Genomic DNA, 15,697 nt, shown 5'->3' on the forward strand with positions numbered 1-15,697 from the left:
GCCATGGACTTCATCAGTACCCGCAGCAACGCTCCCGTCTCCATCGACGTCGCCCTGATCGCCGGGCTCGCTCCCGACGGCGGTCTCTACGTGCCCGCGTCGGTGCCTGCCAGCGCACTGGACCACGCTGGCGCGACGCTCGCGGAGACCGCACAAGCCCTGCTCTCGCCGTACTTCGCGCAATCGCGCCTGCAGGCGGAGTTACCGGCGATCTGCGCCACGGCATTCGACTTCGCCGCGCCGCTTAAGCCGCTGTCGTCGGGCAATGACTACCTGCTCGAGCTGTTCCATGGGCCGACCGCCGCATTCAAGGACTACGCTGCGCGCTTCCTCGCCGAATGCCTGTCGCGTCTGCGCGATCCGGCCGCGCCGCCAACCACCATTCTTGTGGCCACATCCGGCGATACCGGCGCCGCGGTCGGCGCGGCGTTCCATCGCCGCCCCGGCTTCAAGGTGGTGATCCTGTATCCGGATGGCCGCGTGTCGCCGCGGCAGGCGCATGGATTGGAATGCTTCGGCGACAACGTAAGCACCTATCGCGTGGCCGGCACCTTCGACGATTGCCAGCGCATGGTGAAGCAGGCGCTGGGCGATGAATCGCTGCGCGCGCGCGTGCCGCTGAGCTCGGCCAACAGCATCAGCCTCGGGCGGCTGTTGCCGCAGGCGGCGTACTACGCGCATACCGCGCTGCAGTTTCACGCGCAGCATGGCGTGCCGCTGAACTTCGTCATCCCCACCGGCAATCTCGGCAACGCGCTGGCGTGCTGGCTGGCGCGACGCATGGGCCTGCCGATCGGCGAGATCGTGCTGGCCAGCAACGCCAATGATGTGTTGCCGCGCTACTTCGCCGGCGCCGACTACGTCCCGCATGCCAGTGTCGCCACCCTGGCGAATGCGATGGATGTAGGTGCGCCGAGCAATTTCGAACGCCTGCGCTGGTGGCATCGCGACGACACCGAACTACGCGCCGCGTTGCGCGCTTTCAGCGTGGACGACGCGGCGATCCGCGAGACGATCGGGCAGTCTCCGCAGCTGCACGGCGTCGTCCCATGCCCGCACACCTCAGTCGGGCTGCGCGTGCTCGAGCGTTTGCGCGACGCGGCCGATACGAAGCCGTGGGCCGTGGTCGCCACCGCGCATCCGGCCAAGTTCGACAGCATCGTGGAACCGCTGGTGGGGCACGCCGTCACGCCGCCACCGGCCCTCGCCGAATGGCTGGCGCGACCTGCACATGGCTCGACGATGGAAGCAAGTTACGACGCATTGCGCGCGATGCTGGGATAAGCACACCGCGGCAGGTCGATGAGGCGGCGAACCTGCTTTGTAGAGCGGAGCTTGCTCCGCTGTCTTTGACGTCGATCCACTCCCGCTGAGTCAGGTGCGCGGATGGGAAAGCAGCGGAGCAAGCTCCGCTCTACAAAGACAATGTCCGGTGAAGGATCGCGAACCGGGCCGCCCGAAGGTCGGGAGGGGGAGAGAGCCTGCAGACGGCCCGGTCGCGAAGAGAAGATCAGTGGGCCGTACTCGGTGCCGGCGTCATCGGGGTCGGTACCGCTTTCCCTTCCGAAGGTTTGACTCTGAACCACGCCGCATACAACGCCGGCAGGAACAGCAACGTCAGCACCGTCGCCACGATCAGACCACCCATGATCGCCACCGCCATCGGCCCGAAGAACGCCGATCGCGTCAGCGGAATCATCGCCAGCACCGCTGCAAGCGCAGTCAACACGATCGGGCGGAAACGGCGCACGGTAGCCTCGACAATCGCGTGCCAGCGGTCGTTGCCGGCTGCGATGTCGTGTTCGATCTGGTCGACCAGGATCACCGAGTTACGCATGATCATGCCGGCCAGCGCGATCGTGCCGAGCATCGCCACGAAGCCGAACGGGACGCGGAACACTAGCAGGAACAAGGTCACACCGATCAGTCCGAGCGGCGCGGTCAGCAGCACCAGCATCGTGCGCGAGAAGCTGCGCAGCTGCAGCATCAGCAGCGTGACCACCACCAGCAGGAACAGCGGCATGCCGGCGTTGATCGAGTTCTGGCCGCGCGCCGAGTCCTCGACCGTTCCGCCGGTGCGCAACAGGTAGCCCTCCGGCAGCTTCGCCTCGATATCCTTCAGCGTCGGCAAGATCTGGTCGACTACGGTCGGCGCGGTGAGCTTGTTGCGGATGTCGGCGCGCACGGTCACGGTCGGCAGGCGATCGCGATGCCAGATCACGCCATCTTCGAACACGTACTCAAGCTTGGCGATCTGCGACAGCGGCACCGGCCCGTTCGGAGTCGGCACCGCCAGGCTACCGAGCAGATCCAGACGCGCGCGCTCCTCGTCCGGGCCGCGCATCAGCATCTCGATCAGCTCGTTGCCTTCGCGATAGGTGCTCACGCGCAGGCCCGAGAGCGAGCCGGACAGGAAGCGCGCGACTTCCGCCGAGCTCACGCCCAGCGCGCGGGCGCGATCCTGGTCGATCACCAGCTTCACCACCTTGCTGGGCTCGTCCCAGTCGAGGTTGACGTTGGAAACGTTGGGATTCTTGCGAACCTCGGCTTCGACCTGCTTGGCGATCGCGCGCACGCGATCGATGTGTTCGCCGGAGACGCGGAACTGCACCGGATAGCCGACCGGCGGACCGTTCTCCAGACGCGTCACGCGCAGCTGCAGCTCGGGGAATTGCGGGGCGACGTCATTGATCAGCCAGTCGCGCAGCTCCTCGCGGGCATGGATGTCCTTGGCGCGCACCACGAATTGCGAGAAGTTCGCCTGCGGCAGCTGCTGGTCCAGCGGCAGGTAGAACCGCGGCGAACCGGTGCCGACGTAGGCGACGTAATTGTCGATGCCCGCGCGCTTGGCCAACAGCTTCTCCAGCTTCTTCGCCTGGACTTCGGTCGAACGCAGCGACACGCCTTCGGCCAGCTCCATGTCGACCATCAGCTCGACGCGGGTCGAATCCGGGAAGAACTGCTGCGGGACGAAGCGGAACAGCAAAACCGAAGCCACGAACGCCATCGCGGTCAGCCCGATCACCAACCAGCGCCGACGCAGGCTGGCATCGAGCAGATTGCGGAAGCCGACGTAGAACTTCGACGCATACGGGTCGTGCGCATGATCGTGCGGCTCCGGCGGCGCGAGCACGCTGGCGAACGCCGGCCAGCGATCGGCCGCACGCGCACGCAGCGCGTTCCAGCGCGCGGTCAGTGAGCCGGGCTTGGGCGGCTGCGGCTGATGCAGGTCGGGCAGCATCTTGTCGCCCAGGTACGGGATGAACAGCACCGCCGCGACCCACGACACCAGCAGCGCGATGGTCACCACCTGGAACAGCGAACGCGTGTATTCGCCGGTGCTCGACGCGGCGGTCGCGATCGGCAGGAAGCCGGCCGCGGTGACCAGCGTACCGGTGAGCATCGGGAACGCCGTGGTCTCGTAGGCAAAGCTCGCCGCCTTCAGGCGCGAGAAGCCCTGCTCCATCTTGATTGCCATCATCTCGACCGCAATGATCGCGTCGTCCACGAGCAGGCCCAGCGCCAGCACCAGCGCGCCGAGTGAAATCTTGTGCAGACCGATGCCGAAGTAATGCATCACCGCGAAGGTCATCGCCAGCACCAGCGGAATGCTGACCGCGACCACCATGCCGGTGCGGAAGCCGAGCGAGAAGAAGCTCACCAGCAACACGATCGCAACGGCTTCGGCGAGCACATGCACGAACTCGCCGACGGATTCATGCACGGCTGCGGGCTGATCCGAGACCTTGCGCAGTTCCATGCCTGCCGGCAGCGTGTTCTGCAGGCGCTCGAATTCGCTTTCCAGGGTCTTGCCGAGCTTGAGGATGTCGCCACCGTCCTTCATCGCCACCGCGATACCGATGGCGTCATCGCCCATGAAGCGCATGCGCGGAGCGGCGGGGTCGCTGAAGCCGCGGGTGACGGTGGCCACGTCGGCGAGGCGGATCGTGCGGCCACCGGCGCGGATCGGGAAATCGCGGATCTCTTCGACCGACTTGAAGCCGCCGGTAATGCGCAGCTGCACGCGCTCGGTCGGCGTTTCGAAGAAGCCGGCCGGCACCACCGCGTTCTGCTGTTCCAGCGCGCTCTTCACCGCATCGAGCGGAATGCCAAGGGTGGCCAGCTTGGTGTTGCTGACTTCGATCCAGATCTTTTCGTCCTGCAGGCCGACCAGTTCGATCTTGCCCACGTCGGGCACGCGCTGCAGTTCCAGTTCCACGCGCTCGGCGTAGTCCTTGAGCACGGCGTAGTCGAACCCCTTGCCGGTCAGCGCATAGATATTGCCGAAGGTGTCGCCGAACTCATCGTTGAAGAACGGACCGATCACGCCTTCGGGCAGCGTCGGGCGGATGTCGCCGACCTTCTTGCGCACCTGGTACCAGACGTCGGGCACCTGGCTGGATTTCAGCGAATCGCGCGCGATGAAGATCACCTGCGACTCACCCGGCCGCGAATACGAGCGGATGAACTCGTACTTGCCGGTCTGCATCAGTTGCTTCTCGATGCGCTCGGTGACCTGGCGCGAGACTTCATCGGCAGTAGCGCCCGGCCACAGCGTGCGCACCACCATGGCCTTGAACGTGAAAGGCGGGTCTTCCGACTGCCCGAGATTGCGGTACGACCAGGCGCCGATCAGCGCCAGCAGCAGCATCGCGTAGACGACGAGGGTGCGGTTGTTGAGCGCCCACTCGGACAGGTTGAAACGACGCATAGGTCAGCGTTCCGTGTTTTTGATGTTCCCTTCTCCCCGCGCCAGCGGGGAGAAGGTCGAAGCGAGCGACAGCTCGCTGAGGGAAGGGCGGATGAGGGGCAGCTTTTGTTGTTGCTGTTGCAGCGCCTGCGGCGCCTCTCACCCCTTGCCCTCTCGCGATGCGGGGAGAGGAGGAGTAGGTGCCGTGCAGGAGCCGCTCGAATGAATTACCGGGCCGTTAGCGCTACGGGCTTCGTGGCGTTCATTGCCACGGGGCGGTTTTCCCGATCCACCGGTGCCACCAGCTGCCCTTCGCGCAACAGATGCCCACCGGCCGCGACGATCCACGCATCCGGCTTCACACCCGACAGCACCGGTGCGCTCGTTTCTCCGAACGGACCCAGCTGCACGGAAGTGAGGTGCAGCTTGGCGGTCGCAGGATCGACCACCCACAACGCAGCGCCGCTGCGGGCGTCCCGCTGGATCGCCGACAGCGGCACGGTCAGCGCGGCCCGCGCACCGTTGTCTTGTACATAGACACGTGCGCTCTGGCCGAGATCGACCGCCTTCGCCGCATCAATGGCGAGACTGACGCGCGCCGCGTAGGTGCGGGCCTGCGGGTCTGCGGCCGGCGCGATTTCACGAATCGTGGCCGGCAGATGCTGGCCCGGTGCGCTCCACAGTTCGACCGCCACCGGCTGGCCGACCGTGAATTCGCGGATGCGGCTTTCCGGCAGCGCGATTGCGACTTCGCGGCCGCCATCGGCAGCCAGCGTGAAGATCGGCTGGCCCGCACCGACGACCTGACCGGCTTCGGCGGCGCGGCTGGCGATCACGCCATCGCGCGGTGCACGCAACTGCGTGTAGCCGGCCTGGTTGCGGGCGACATCAAAATTCGCGCGTGCGGCATTCACCTGGCCCTGCGCAGCGGTCGCGGCGGCGTTCTGCGCATCGAGCGTAGAGCGGCTGACCAGCTGCTGGCCGGCGAGCTTGGCGAAGCGGGACTGGTCGGCGCGGGCGCGGACGAGTTCGGCTTCGGCCGCGGTGAGCTGGGCTTGTGCGGCACGGGCCTGCGCGGCGAGGTCACCGGCGTCGAGCACGGCCAGCAGATCGCCCTGCTTCACATGCGCGCCGACATCGACATCGCGGCGGACCAGCTTGCCGCCGACGCGGAAGGCCAGCGGGCTTTCTTCGCGGGCCCGGATTTCACCGGGATAAGCAGTGAGCCCCGCTTCGGCGCCGCCGCCGGGACGGATCACCAGTACCGGACGGGCGGCCTCCACCGGCTTGGCCTCGCTGTTGCAGCCGGCCAGCGGGAGCGCGGCCGCCAGGGCGAGCCCGGCCAGCAGCGGCGTGACACCGGATTTCCGGACCTGGAAGAACGCATTGCGGAGCGGGTTCATGGCGCGGCCTCGGCCAGCAGATTAGTAAACTGGCTGGTACTGTATATTTATCAAACCGCGTAGTCTAGTATCTGCAGCCATGACTTCCGTCCCACTTTCTCCAGACCCCAAGCCCGCCAGCCCCGGCCGCCCCAAGGACCTGGGCAAGCGCGCCGCCATCCTCGACGCGGCCAAGCGCATGTTCACGGCCCACGGCTTCGAGCGCGTGAGCATGGACCAGATCGCCGCCGAGGCCGGGGTGTCCAAGCTCACCGTGTACAGCCACTTCGGCGACAAGGAGACGCTGTTCTCCGCGGCAATCAGCGCCAAGTGCGAGGAGCAGCTCTCCAACGGCCTGTTTGCGGTCGATCCGGCCTCGTCGCTGCGCGAACAGCTGCTGAGCATCGGCCGCGCCTTCGTCGCCCTGATCAACAGCGAGGAAGCCCTGGCGATCCATCGTGTGGTCACCACGCAACCGCCGCCGGCCAAGCTCGGCCAGCTGTTCTGGGAAGCCGGCCCGCGCCGCGTGCAGGAGGCCTTCGAATCGTTCCTGCGCGACGAAATCGCCGCGGGCGCGCTCGACGTCCCCGACGTGCACCGCGCGGCCTCGCAATTCTTCTGCCTGCTCAAGGGCGAGATGCACATGCTGCTGCTGTGCGGCTGCAGCGACGTCATCGATGCCGCCGAAGTCGAGGCGCACGTACAGGCGACCGTCGACCTGTTCCTGCGCGCCTACCAAGCCGCGTCGCCACGCAAGCGCTGAAGCGCCCGAATCGGCACCGTGGTTACTTCAGTCTTGGTTACTTCTGGCACTAAGGCGGTAAACGGCGCGGCGGCGATCCTTTCACCACACCGTTTTCCACAAGTTTTTCCGGCGGTTGCCGGGCCCTGCCGCTAGAATTGGCGCCCCGCGCAACCAGTACAGAACCCGCAGATGAGCACGATCGATTTCGCCAAGGCCCGTGAACTGATGGTCGAACAGCAGGTTCGGCCCTGGGACGTGCTCGACCCGCGCGTGCTCGACGTGCTGGCCACGCTTCCGCGCGAGGACTTCGTGCCCGCCGCGCACCGCAGCCTGGCCTACACCGACCTCCCCCTGCCGCTCGCGCATGGCGAAGCCATGATGAAGCCGGTGCTCGAAGGCCGCGCCCTGCAGGCGCTGGAACTCGCCCCGGGCGACGACGTGCTGGAAATCGGCACCGGCAGCGGCTTCCTGTCCGCCTGCCTGGGCCGCCTGGCCCGCGAAGTGGTCAGCCTCGAGCGCCACGCCGATCTCGCCGACGCCGCCCGCACCAACCTGGCCGCGCACGGCCTGGGCAATGTCAACGTGATCGCCGCCGATGCGTTCTCGTGGGAGAACAGCCGTCGCTTCGCCGCAATCTGCGTGACCGGCGCCGTGGCCGCGATCCCGCCGCGCTTCATCGAATGGCTGCAGCCCAACGGCCGCATGTTCATCGTGCGTGGCCGTTCGCCGGCGATGGAAGCCGTGCTGCTGCGCAACCAATCCGATGCCCCGCGCATCGAATCCCTGTTCGAAACCGACCTCCCCTACCTCGCCGGCGCCGCGCCGGCGCCCACATTCGAGTTGTAAAACAAGGACACTGCATGAGCCGTCATCCCCTGGTACTCGCCCTAGCCTTCGCTCTGCTGCCCGCGGCAGCGCATGCCGAAGACCTGTTGCAGACCTACGAGCTGGCGCGCTCAGGCGATCCACAGTTTGCCGCCGCTGAATCGGGCCGGCTCGTGACCCGCGAGGGCTCGGTGCAGGCACGCGCGGCGATGCTGCCGCAGCTCAGCGGCAAGGCCACGCTCGACAAGGACTTCGCCGACGGCGACGCCGAAACCACCTCGCGCGCGCTCAGCGCCAACGCGAGCCAGATGGTGTACGACCACAGCCGGTTCACCAGCCTGCGCAGCGCCAACGCGCTCAGCAAGGCGGCCGACTTCCAGCTGGATTCGGCCAACGACACGCTGATCACGCGCACCTCCGCCGCCTACTTCAACGTGCTGGTCCAGGTGGAAACGCTCGCTGCCGCCGAGGCCGCCACCACCGCGCTGAAGAAGCAGTTCGACTTCGCCTCCAAGCGCTTGGAAGTAGGCCTGGCACCGATCACCGACGTGCATGAAGCCCGCGCCCAGTACGAAGCCGCGCGCGCCAGCACGATCCTCGCCCGTAATGCGATGGAAGACGCCTATCAGGCGCTGCGCGAACTCACCGGCCAGCCGGTCGCCCACATCAAGGGTCTGCCCGACGACTTCAAGCCGGCGATGCCCGAAGCCGGTGGCGCCGACGACTGGGTCGCCACCGCCGTGGCCAACAACCCGGCGCTGAAGGCGAAGGAATTCGAACTCAAGTCGGCCAACGCCGACGTGGGCACCGCGCGCGCAGCCCATTACCCGACGCTGTATGCCGGCGCGGGTTACTCAGACGTCAAGAACTGGGGCGTCAGCCCATCGCTTGGCAACTTCAGTGGTAGCAATGGTGGCGGCTCGGTCGGCCTGACTCTTTCGGTGCCGATCTTCTCGGGCGGCGCCACGCAGTCGCGCGTGCGCCAAGCACTGGCGAACCGCGATATCGCGACCGACCAGCTCGAGCAGACCAAGCGTGCGCTCGACCGCAATACGCGCAATGCCTACCAGGCCGTCGTCGCCGGCATCAGCGAAGTCGAGGCGCGCCGCCTCGCGCTGGTCTCGGCCCGTTCGGCCTATGACGCATCGCAGGTCGGCCTCGAAGTCGGTACCCGTACCGTGCTCGACGTGCTGACCAACCAGCGCAACCTCTTCAGCGCACAGCAGGCCTACGCGCAGACCAAGTACAACTTCCTGCAGAACCGCCTGCTGCTGGAACAGGCTGCCGGCACGCTCGACATCGACGATGTGCAGGACATCAACCGTCTGCTCACCGTGGATACCGAAGCCAGCCTGCAGACGCCGGTGCAGTAACGCACATCGGAAAGTTGATACAAGGGCGGCCATTGGCCGCCCTTGTAGTTTCAGTACCACGCAAAGCAACGTGCTTGGCGTGCGGCTGTATCAGCCTGCGAGCGTCGCGAGAAAATCCTCGATCTCCGCGTCCGAACGCAGGACCACCGCATTCTGATCGGGTCGCAGTTGTTGCAGCTTGCGCAGTACGCCAGGACGCCGCCGTTGCGGGTAGGTCCAGATCCACCACAGAAAATGCAGCGATAGCCGCTCGTCGCATCCCGGCGCCATGTCCGGGCGTGCCCCGCCGTGATGACGTAGGCGCCGCTTGAGCACGCGCCACAGACAGATGTGGCGCGGCAGGTCGAGAAAGATCACCGTGTCGCAGGCGGCGAGCCGACGCTCCAGCGTACCGCCGAAATTGCCGTCGAGAATCCAGCGCTGCTGCGCGAGCAATCGGTCGACGGTCTCCGACCACGACGCCTTTTCGGGTTCGATCCAGCCCGGTTGCCAGTATTCGCGATCGAGATGGATCACCGGCAATCCCGTGCATTGCCCGAGCCGCGCGGCAAGTGTGGACTTGCCTGCTCCGCTGGCGCCGATGACCAGCACCCGCTGCATGCGCATCACCCGTGGCCGCTCAGCACCGGCTCCAGCAACGCCATCGTCCGTCCCAGCGCGCCGCGTCCGGTTTCGATCAGGGCGCGACCCGCGTCGACCATGCGCGCGCGCATCGCGTCATCGCGCAGCAGCTCGGCGATGTCGCGTTCGACCGCCGCGGCGTCGGCGCCAATGCGCAACGCACCCGCCTGATCGAGGCGGTGTGCGATCTCGACGAAGTTGTGCAGGTGCGGCCCAGTGACGATCGCGGTGCCCGTCGCGGCCGGCTCCAGCAGGTTATGGCCACCGATCGCCTGCAGGCTGCCCCCGACGAATGCCACATCGGCGCAGGCGTAGAAGTTCACCAGCTCGCCCAGCGTGTCGACCACGAACACCGCATCGTCGTGCTGTGGCCAGCGTGCACGCGAGCGCGTGGACACGGCCCAGCCCGCGGTGCGGGCAAGCTCGGCGACCGCGCGGAAGCGTTCGGGATGGCGCGGCGCCCACACCAGCAGCAATCCGGGAAATCGCCCGCGCAGGTGCCGATGCATCGCGATGACGTGCGCTTCCTCGTCTTCGTGCGTGCTGGCGGCGATCCATACCGGTCGACGCGCGGCATGCGCGCGGAATTCGGTCGCGAATGCCGCGACGGTGTCGGGCACGCTGACGTCGTACTTGAGGTTGCCGGTTTCCAGCGTCTGCTCCTCGCGCGCGCCCAGGCGCACGAAGCGACGCGCATCGGCGTGCGATTGCGCCGCCACCGTGTGCACCGTGCGCAATGCGCGCCCGACCAGGGGCGCGAGCACCCGGTACCCTCGCAGCGAACGTGCCGACAGGCGCGCGTTGAGGATGTAACTCGGAATGCCGCGATCACGGCAGGCGAACAGCAGGTTCGGCCACAGCTCGGTTTCCATGATCAGCGCCGCCATCGGGCGGTAATGATCGAGGAAGCGACCCACCGCGCCGGGCAGGTCGTACGGCAGGTAGACGTGCTCGACGTCGTCCTTCCACAGCGCGCGCACGCGCTCGGAGCCGGTCGGCGTGATCGTGGTGACCAGCAGGCGCAGGTCGGGACGACCGCGACGCAGCGCCTGCACCAGCGGCAGCGCCGCATTGACTTCACCCACCGAGACCGCGTGCAGCCACAGCGTGCGCGGATGCCTGGGATCGTTATAGAGCGCGTAGCGCTCAGCCCAACGCTGCAGGTAGGCGCTTTGGCGGAAGCCGCGCCAGATCAGGTGATACACCGTGATCGGCGCGAGCAAATACAGGGCTGCCGAATACAGGACGCGCAGCAGGCGCTCGATGAGGTCAGGCTTCGTCACGGACGGCATCGGCGAAGGATAACGAAGTTGGCATCGCTGTCGTTGGGATGTGATGCGGCCGAGCGCATCCGCGGCTCGTTAGAATCGCGCCATGTCCGATCAAGCCAAGCCGGCGCACGCCGCCAGTCCCACCGACCCCGGTCCGCCACCGCGTGGCCCGCAGCACTGGCCCATGTGGGTGGGCTACTTCGCGATGTGGCTGGGCGCGAACCTGCCCTGGCCTTTGCAACGCGTGCTCGGTCGCGTCGTCGGCTGGCTGGCACGACTGCTGATCGCGAATCGCCGCCGCGCGGCACGCATCAACATCGCGCTGTGCTTTCCCGAACTGGACGAAGCCGCACGCGAGCGGCTGTTGCGCGAGCATTTCCGCGATGTCGGCATTGGCCTGTTCGAGTTCGCGCGCGCCTGGTGGGGCTCGGCCGCGCCGATGCGCCGCACGGTCCGCATCGAAGGCCTCGAGCATGTGCAGGCGCTGCAGGCGCAGAAGCGCGGCGTGCTGTTCGTCTCCGGACATTTCATGACCCTGGAGCTGTGCGGGCGCCTGATGTGCGACCACATCCCGCTGGCCGGCATGTACCGGCGCCTGCGCAGCCCGGTGATGGAATGGGCGGTGAAGCGCGGTCGTCTGCGCTATGCCTGCGCGATGTTCAGCAACGACGAGATCCGGCCGGCGATGCGCCACCTCAAGCAGGGCGGCTTCCTGTGGTACGCACCGGACCAGGACATGCGCGGCAAGGACACCGTGTTCGCGCCGTTCTTCGGCGTTCCCGCCGCGACGATCACCGCGACGCACCAGTTCGCGCGCCTGAGCGGCTGCGCGGTGGTGCCGTTCTTCCATCGTCGCGAAGGCGCCGATTACGTGCTGCGCGTCGCCGCGCCACTGGCGGATTTCCCGTCCAGCGACGCGACCGACGACAGCGCGCGCGTCAACGCCAGCATCGAGGCGATGGTGCGCGAGGCACCGAGCCAGTACCTGTGGATCCATCGCCGCTTCAAGCGCCGCCCGCCCGGCATGGTCTCGCCGTACAAGAAGCCGGCGTAGGGCGGGTCTTGACCCGCCATTTCGAATAACGAGTACGTCTGGCGTTTCGACAAGACCCGGTGCGGCGGGTCAAGACCCGCCCTACGCGTGCGACTGCGGCCGCGACAGCAGGCTGCCGGCGTACAACGCGGCCAGCAGCAGCGTGAGTCCGCCCCAGAAGGTCGAGTAGAACGCGAGGTGGGTGTTGAACGGGAATACCGTCGCCACCAGTGCGAGCATCGCCGGGCGCGCGGCTTCGCGCGCCGCTTCGTCGGCGAAGCGCCAGGCGCGCCAGGCCAGCGCGACACCGGCCAGCCACATCAGCAAACCAAAGCCGCCGGTTTCGCTGAGGACTTCCAGCACCAACTGATGCGCGTGCAGGGCCGGGCCTTCGCCCCACGCCGGTGCTTGCGCGGGTTCCGGATCGCAGGCCGGGAATGCCTCGCGGAACCCACGCGCGCCCACGCCATTGAAGGGATGCTCGCGCGCCATGCACAGCGCCGCGCCCCAGATGCGACCGCGACCGGATAGCGCGCTGTCGACGCCGCTCTCATTGGCATTCAACGCGTGCAGGGTGCGATCGATGCGTTCGCGTACCTGCGGCGCCGTCGTGGCCATCACCACCAAAGCGACCGCGCCGAAGGCGAATACGCCCATCAGCTTCTTCCAGCCCAGCAGGCGCCAGCCGGACAGCAACAGCACCAGGCCATAGGTGATCCAGGAGGCGCGCGAACCGGCCAGCAACATCACCACGCCCACCGCCCCGGCTGCGACCAGCCAACCCAAGGTATGAAAGCGACGTCCCGCGGCGTACAGCGCAAACGGGGACAGGCTCGCCAGCACCTGGCCAAGCTTGAGATTGCAGGGCCCCAGCACACCACTGAGCCGGTCGGCAGCGGCGACCTGCTCGGCGGTGCACATGGAGTGGTGACTGATCACCTGCTTGATCGCATCGATGCCGAAGAACAGCGGGCTGGTGCCGGTGATCGCCTGCAGCAGCGCATCCAGCGTCCACACGCCGACGATGATCGCCAGTCCGCCGAACGTGATGTAGCGACCGCGCGGAGTGGCGACGGCCGAAGCCACCAGCCACAGGAATGGCAGGTAGCGCAGGTCTTCACCGGTCTGCGCAAAGGCATGCGCCCGGTCGATGGCATCGAATGCCGAAACGAGTTCCGGCACCCAGTACGCGCAGAACAGCACGCTGGTCAGCGCCCAGGCATGGCTGCTCAGCAGCTGCGCACCGCCGCGGAAGCGCGAAGCCACGAGCTTGACGATCGCCGCGAGCGCGCCCAGCACTAGCACCGCCTCGGCGTAGCCGGGTGCAGGCCACAGCGCGACGTAGGTGAGGATCCAGGCGGGCGCCCAGCGCCAACCGGCAACCGGTTCGGTCGCGGTCGGGAGGTCAGCCACAGAGTTCGGCATAGACGGCAAGCGTGGACTCCTGCATCGCGCGCAGCGTGTGCGGAATGGTAGCCGGAGGCGTCGGTGGTTGCGCCAGCAGTTCGCCGGCCTTGCGGGCCAGCGCCTCGATATCGAACGGTGGCACGCCACCGCCCGGTTGCAACTCTGCGAGCAATTCACCGACGCCGCCGTGGGCCCAGCCGAGCACCGGTCGCCCGACCGACAAGGCTTCGATCACCGTGCGACCGAAGGATTCGGGCTTGCGCGAGAGCTGCAGCACCAGATCGCTGGCGGCGTAGGCACGTGCGATCTGATCGGTGGGCGGGGTGAAGGCGATGGCTTCGGCAATGCCGAGTGTGGCGGCCTCGCGTTCGAGTTCGGCGATATAGGCCTCCCGGCCCGCTTCGCGCGCACCGGGCAACCAGAGCTGCGCCGGGATGCCCTGCGCGCGCAGGCGTGCGAGCAGCTGCAGCGCATCGGCGTGTCCCTTCAGGCGCGTGCCGCGCCCGGGCAGCAACAGCAACGGAGCATTGCCCGCGAGCGCCGGATGCTGTGCCGCCGCCCAGGCCCGCGCTTCGGCATCCGGAAGCGCCGCGCGCGGAAACATCGCGGTATCGATGCCACGCGGGATCAGTCGCAACTTCACCGGATCGGTGGTCGGGTAATGACGCAGGACGTAGTCACGCACGGACTCTGAAACGCAGATCACGCGCTCGCCGCGGGTCATCACCGCGCTGTAGCGCGAGGGCGAGTTCAGCCCGTGCACGGTGGTGACGAATCGGGGCTTCGTCGCGGCCGGCATGCCCCGCAACGCCAGCACCGCAAGCCAGGCCGGAAGGCGTGAGCGGGCATGCACCAGGTCCACGCGTTCGCGCGCGAACAACGCGCGCAGCGTGCGCGCATGGCGCAGGGTCAGCAGCGACTTGCGACCGATATCGATCTGGATGTGCTCGGCACCCAGCGCCTGCAGCTTCGGCACCAGCCGTCCGCCGGCAGAGACGACCAGCGCGCGATGACCGGCGCTGACCAGCGCCTGCGCGATCTCGAGCGTGGAGCGTTCGACACCGCCCGATTCCAGCGCGGGCAGCAGCTGGACGACGGTCAGGCGACGCACGCGTGATCGCCCCAATTCAGGATGGAAACGACGAGGCGGCTACGAATGCAGCACGACCAGCGGCGTATCGGCACGCGCGCTTACTGCTCGTCGGCGAGGACGAAATGCGCGCCACAGTACGGGCACTGGCACTCGCGCTCGGCCTCGATCGGCAGGTACACGCGCGGATGCGAATTCCACAGCGCCATCGACGGCAGCGGGCAGCTCAACGGCAGGTCGGCGCGGGTGACGACGTAGCGCTGCTCGGCGTTGGCCTGGGTGGGATGGCTGGGGGCTGCGGTCATGACGGTGCGGCTTCGTGAAGCGTGGGCTCGCATTGTACCGGCCCGCCTCGGGCCGCCACTAGCATGGGTCTTCACGCATCCGGGGAAGGCTCGGCTTGTAGAGCGGAGCTTGCTCCGCTGCTTTTGCCTTCGTAGATCCGGGCCGGGCGGAGCCGGCGCTGCGATGAAGAGCAGCGGAGCAAGCTCCGCTCTACAAGGACAAAGGCCCGGGGCGGAACATCCATCGCGGCCCCGGAGTACAGGCTCGTTACAGCGGCAGATCGAAGAACAGCAGTTCGCTGGCCGCGGAGGCTGACAACGACAAGGCCTGGCCTTCGCGCTCGAAGCCCAATGCATCGCCGGTCGCGAGCGTGCGGCCCGCGGCCTGGATTTCACCGCGGGTGACCTGCAGCCAGTAGCGACGCTGCGGGTCGAGCGCGCGCTCGATGCTGGCGCCGGCATCGAGCCGGGTCACGTACAGACGCGCGTCCTGGCGGATCGCGATGCTGCCGTCCGCGCCGTCCGGCGAGGCCAGCAAGAGCCAATGGCCATTGGCGTCCTCGCCCACCGCCGCGCGCTGCGCGTAGTCCGGCTTCGCGTTGAGCCGGTCGGGCTGGATCCAGATCTGCAGGAAATGCACCGGCGCCACGTCGCTGGCGTTGAACTCGCTGTGCTGGACGCCATGCCCGGCGCCCATCCACTGCAGTTCGCCCGGCCGGATCACGCCGCCACCGCCGCTGCTGTCTTTGTGCGCAAGCGCACCGTCCAGCACGTAGCTCAGGATTTCCATGTTGGCGTGGCCGTGCGTGGGGAAGCCCGCGCCGGGATCGACGCGGTCTTCGTTGATCACGCGCAGCGGTCCGAAGCCCATCCAGGCCGGGTCGTAGTACTGGCCGAACGAGAACGTATGCCAGCTGTCGAGCCAGCCGGCCTGCACGCGTCCACGGGCACTGGAAGGGCGTTCGATGATCATGCG

The 15,697-nt window shown here is 67.4% G+C and carries 13 protein-coding genes; 5 read left to right on the forward strand and 8 right to left on the reverse strand.

Going from position 1 to position 15,697, the window contains the following annotated elements:
- Positions 1-3: 3 nt before the first annotated feature.
- The gene (gene thrC, locus ACYVGK_RS06575; RefSeq protein WP_460732501.1) at positions 4-1,284 is read left to right on the forward strand and encodes a threonine synthase; all 1,281 of its coding nucleotides are present in this window, start codon (positions 4-6) and stop codon (positions 1,282-1,284) included.
- A gap of 226 nt (positions 1,285-1,510) precedes the next feature.
- Here the strand turns inward: thrC and ACYVGK_RS06580 are convergent, their stop codons facing one another.
- Together ACYVGK_RS06580 and ACYVGK_RS06585 are read right to left on the reverse strand one after the other, a co-directional pair.
- Positions 1,511-4,711 carry an efflux RND transporter permease subunit gene (locus ACYVGK_RS06580; protein WP_460732502.1) on the reverse strand — a complete coding sequence of 1,067 codons (3,201 nt, stop codon included), beginning with the start codon at positions 4,709-4,711 and terminating at the stop codon, positions 1,511-1,513.
- 206 nt (positions 4,712-4,917) lie between these two features.
- Positions 4,918-6,093: an efflux RND transporter periplasmic adaptor subunit gene (locus ACYVGK_RS06585; protein ID WP_460732503.1), complete on the reverse strand. Its 1,176-nt coding sequence runs from the start codon at positions 6,091-6,093 to the stop codon at positions 4,918-4,920.
- 79 nt (positions 6,094-6,172) lie between these two features.
- Between ACYVGK_RS06585 and ACYVGK_RS06590 the strand changes: the two genes are divergently transcribed.
- The 3 genes from ACYVGK_RS06590 to ACYVGK_RS06600 all read left to right on the forward strand — a co-directional run bounded on the left by ACYVGK_RS06590 (position 6,173) and on the right by ACYVGK_RS06600 (position 9,015).
- Positions 6,173-6,835, forward strand: a complete 663-nt coding sequence (locus ACYVGK_RS06590; RefSeq protein WP_460732504.1) for a TetR/AcrR family transcriptional regulator — start codon at positions 6,173-6,175, stop codon at positions 6,833-6,835.
- Between the two features lie 171 nt (positions 6,836-7,006).
- The gene (locus ACYVGK_RS06595) at positions 7,007-7,663 is read left to right on the forward strand and encodes a protein-L-isoaspartate O-methyltransferase family protein (RefSeq protein WP_460732505.1); all 657 of its coding nucleotides are present in this window, start codon (positions 7,007-7,009) and stop codon (positions 7,661-7,663) included.
- Positions 7,664-7,677: 14 nt separating this feature from the next.
- Positions 7,678-9,015 (forward strand): TolC family outer membrane protein, encoded by a 1,338-nt coding sequence (locus ACYVGK_RS06600; protein WP_460732506.1) that lies wholly within the window; start codon positions 7,678-7,680, stop codon positions 9,013-9,015.
- A gap of 90 nt (positions 9,016-9,105) precedes the next feature.
- Here the strand turns inward: ACYVGK_RS06600 and ACYVGK_RS06605 are convergent, their stop codons facing one another.
- Together ACYVGK_RS06605 and waaA are read right to left on the reverse strand one after the other, a co-directional pair.
- A complete protein-coding gene (locus tag ACYVGK_RS06605) occupies positions 9,106-9,615 on the reverse strand; it encodes a P-loop NTPase family protein (protein WP_460732507.1) in 510 nt (169 codons plus the stop codon).
- Between the two features lie 5 nt (positions 9,616-9,620).
- Positions 9,621-10,928, reverse strand: coding sequence for a lipid IV(A) 3-deoxy-D-manno-octulosonic acid transferase (waaA, locus tag ACYVGK_RS06610; protein ID WP_460732508.1), 1,308 nt, complete (start codon positions 10,926-10,928; stop codon positions 9,621-9,623).
- 82 nt (positions 10,929-11,010) lie between these two features.
- Here waaA and lpxL point away from each other — a divergent pair, with 82 nt between their 5' ends.
- Positions 11,011-11,961, forward strand: a complete 951-nt coding sequence (gene lpxL / locus ACYVGK_RS06615) for an LpxL/LpxP family Kdo(2)-lipid IV(A) lauroyl/palmitoleoyl acyltransferase (protein ID WP_460732509.1) — start codon at positions 11,011-11,013, stop codon at positions 11,959-11,961.
- A gap of 81 nt (positions 11,962-12,042) precedes the next feature.
- Here the strand turns inward: lpxL and ACYVGK_RS06620 are convergent, their stop codons facing one another.
- The 4 genes from ACYVGK_RS06620 to ACYVGK_RS06635 form a co-directional block, all read right to left on the reverse strand.
- Positions 12,043-13,365 (reverse strand): O-antigen ligase family protein, encoded by a 1,323-nt coding sequence (locus tag ACYVGK_RS06620; protein WP_460732510.1) that lies wholly within the window; start codon positions 13,363-13,365, stop codon positions 12,043-12,045.
- Positions 13,346-14,458 (reverse strand): glycosyltransferase family 4 protein, encoded by a 1,113-nt coding sequence (locus ACYVGK_RS06625; RefSeq protein ID WP_460732511.1) that lies wholly within the window; start codon positions 14,456-14,458, stop codon positions 13,346-13,348. Before ACYVGK_RS06625 ends, ACYVGK_RS06620 begins: the two co-directional genes overlap by 20 nt.
- A gap of 80 nt (positions 14,459-14,538) precedes the next feature.
- Positions 14,539-14,742, reverse strand: a complete 204-nt coding sequence (locus tag ACYVGK_RS06630; RefSeq protein WP_460732512.1) for a zinc-finger domain-containing protein — start codon at positions 14,740-14,742, stop codon at positions 14,539-14,541.
- A gap of 247 nt (positions 14,743-14,989) precedes the next feature.
- Positions 14,990-15,694 (reverse strand): pirin family protein, encoded by a 705-nt coding sequence (locus ACYVGK_RS06635; RefSeq protein ID WP_460732513.1) that lies wholly within the window; start codon positions 15,692-15,694, stop codon positions 14,990-14,992.
- Between the last annotated feature and the right edge of the window lie 3 nt (positions 15,695-15,697).

Source organism: Lysobacter tyrosinilyticus, from assembly GCF_054779815.1.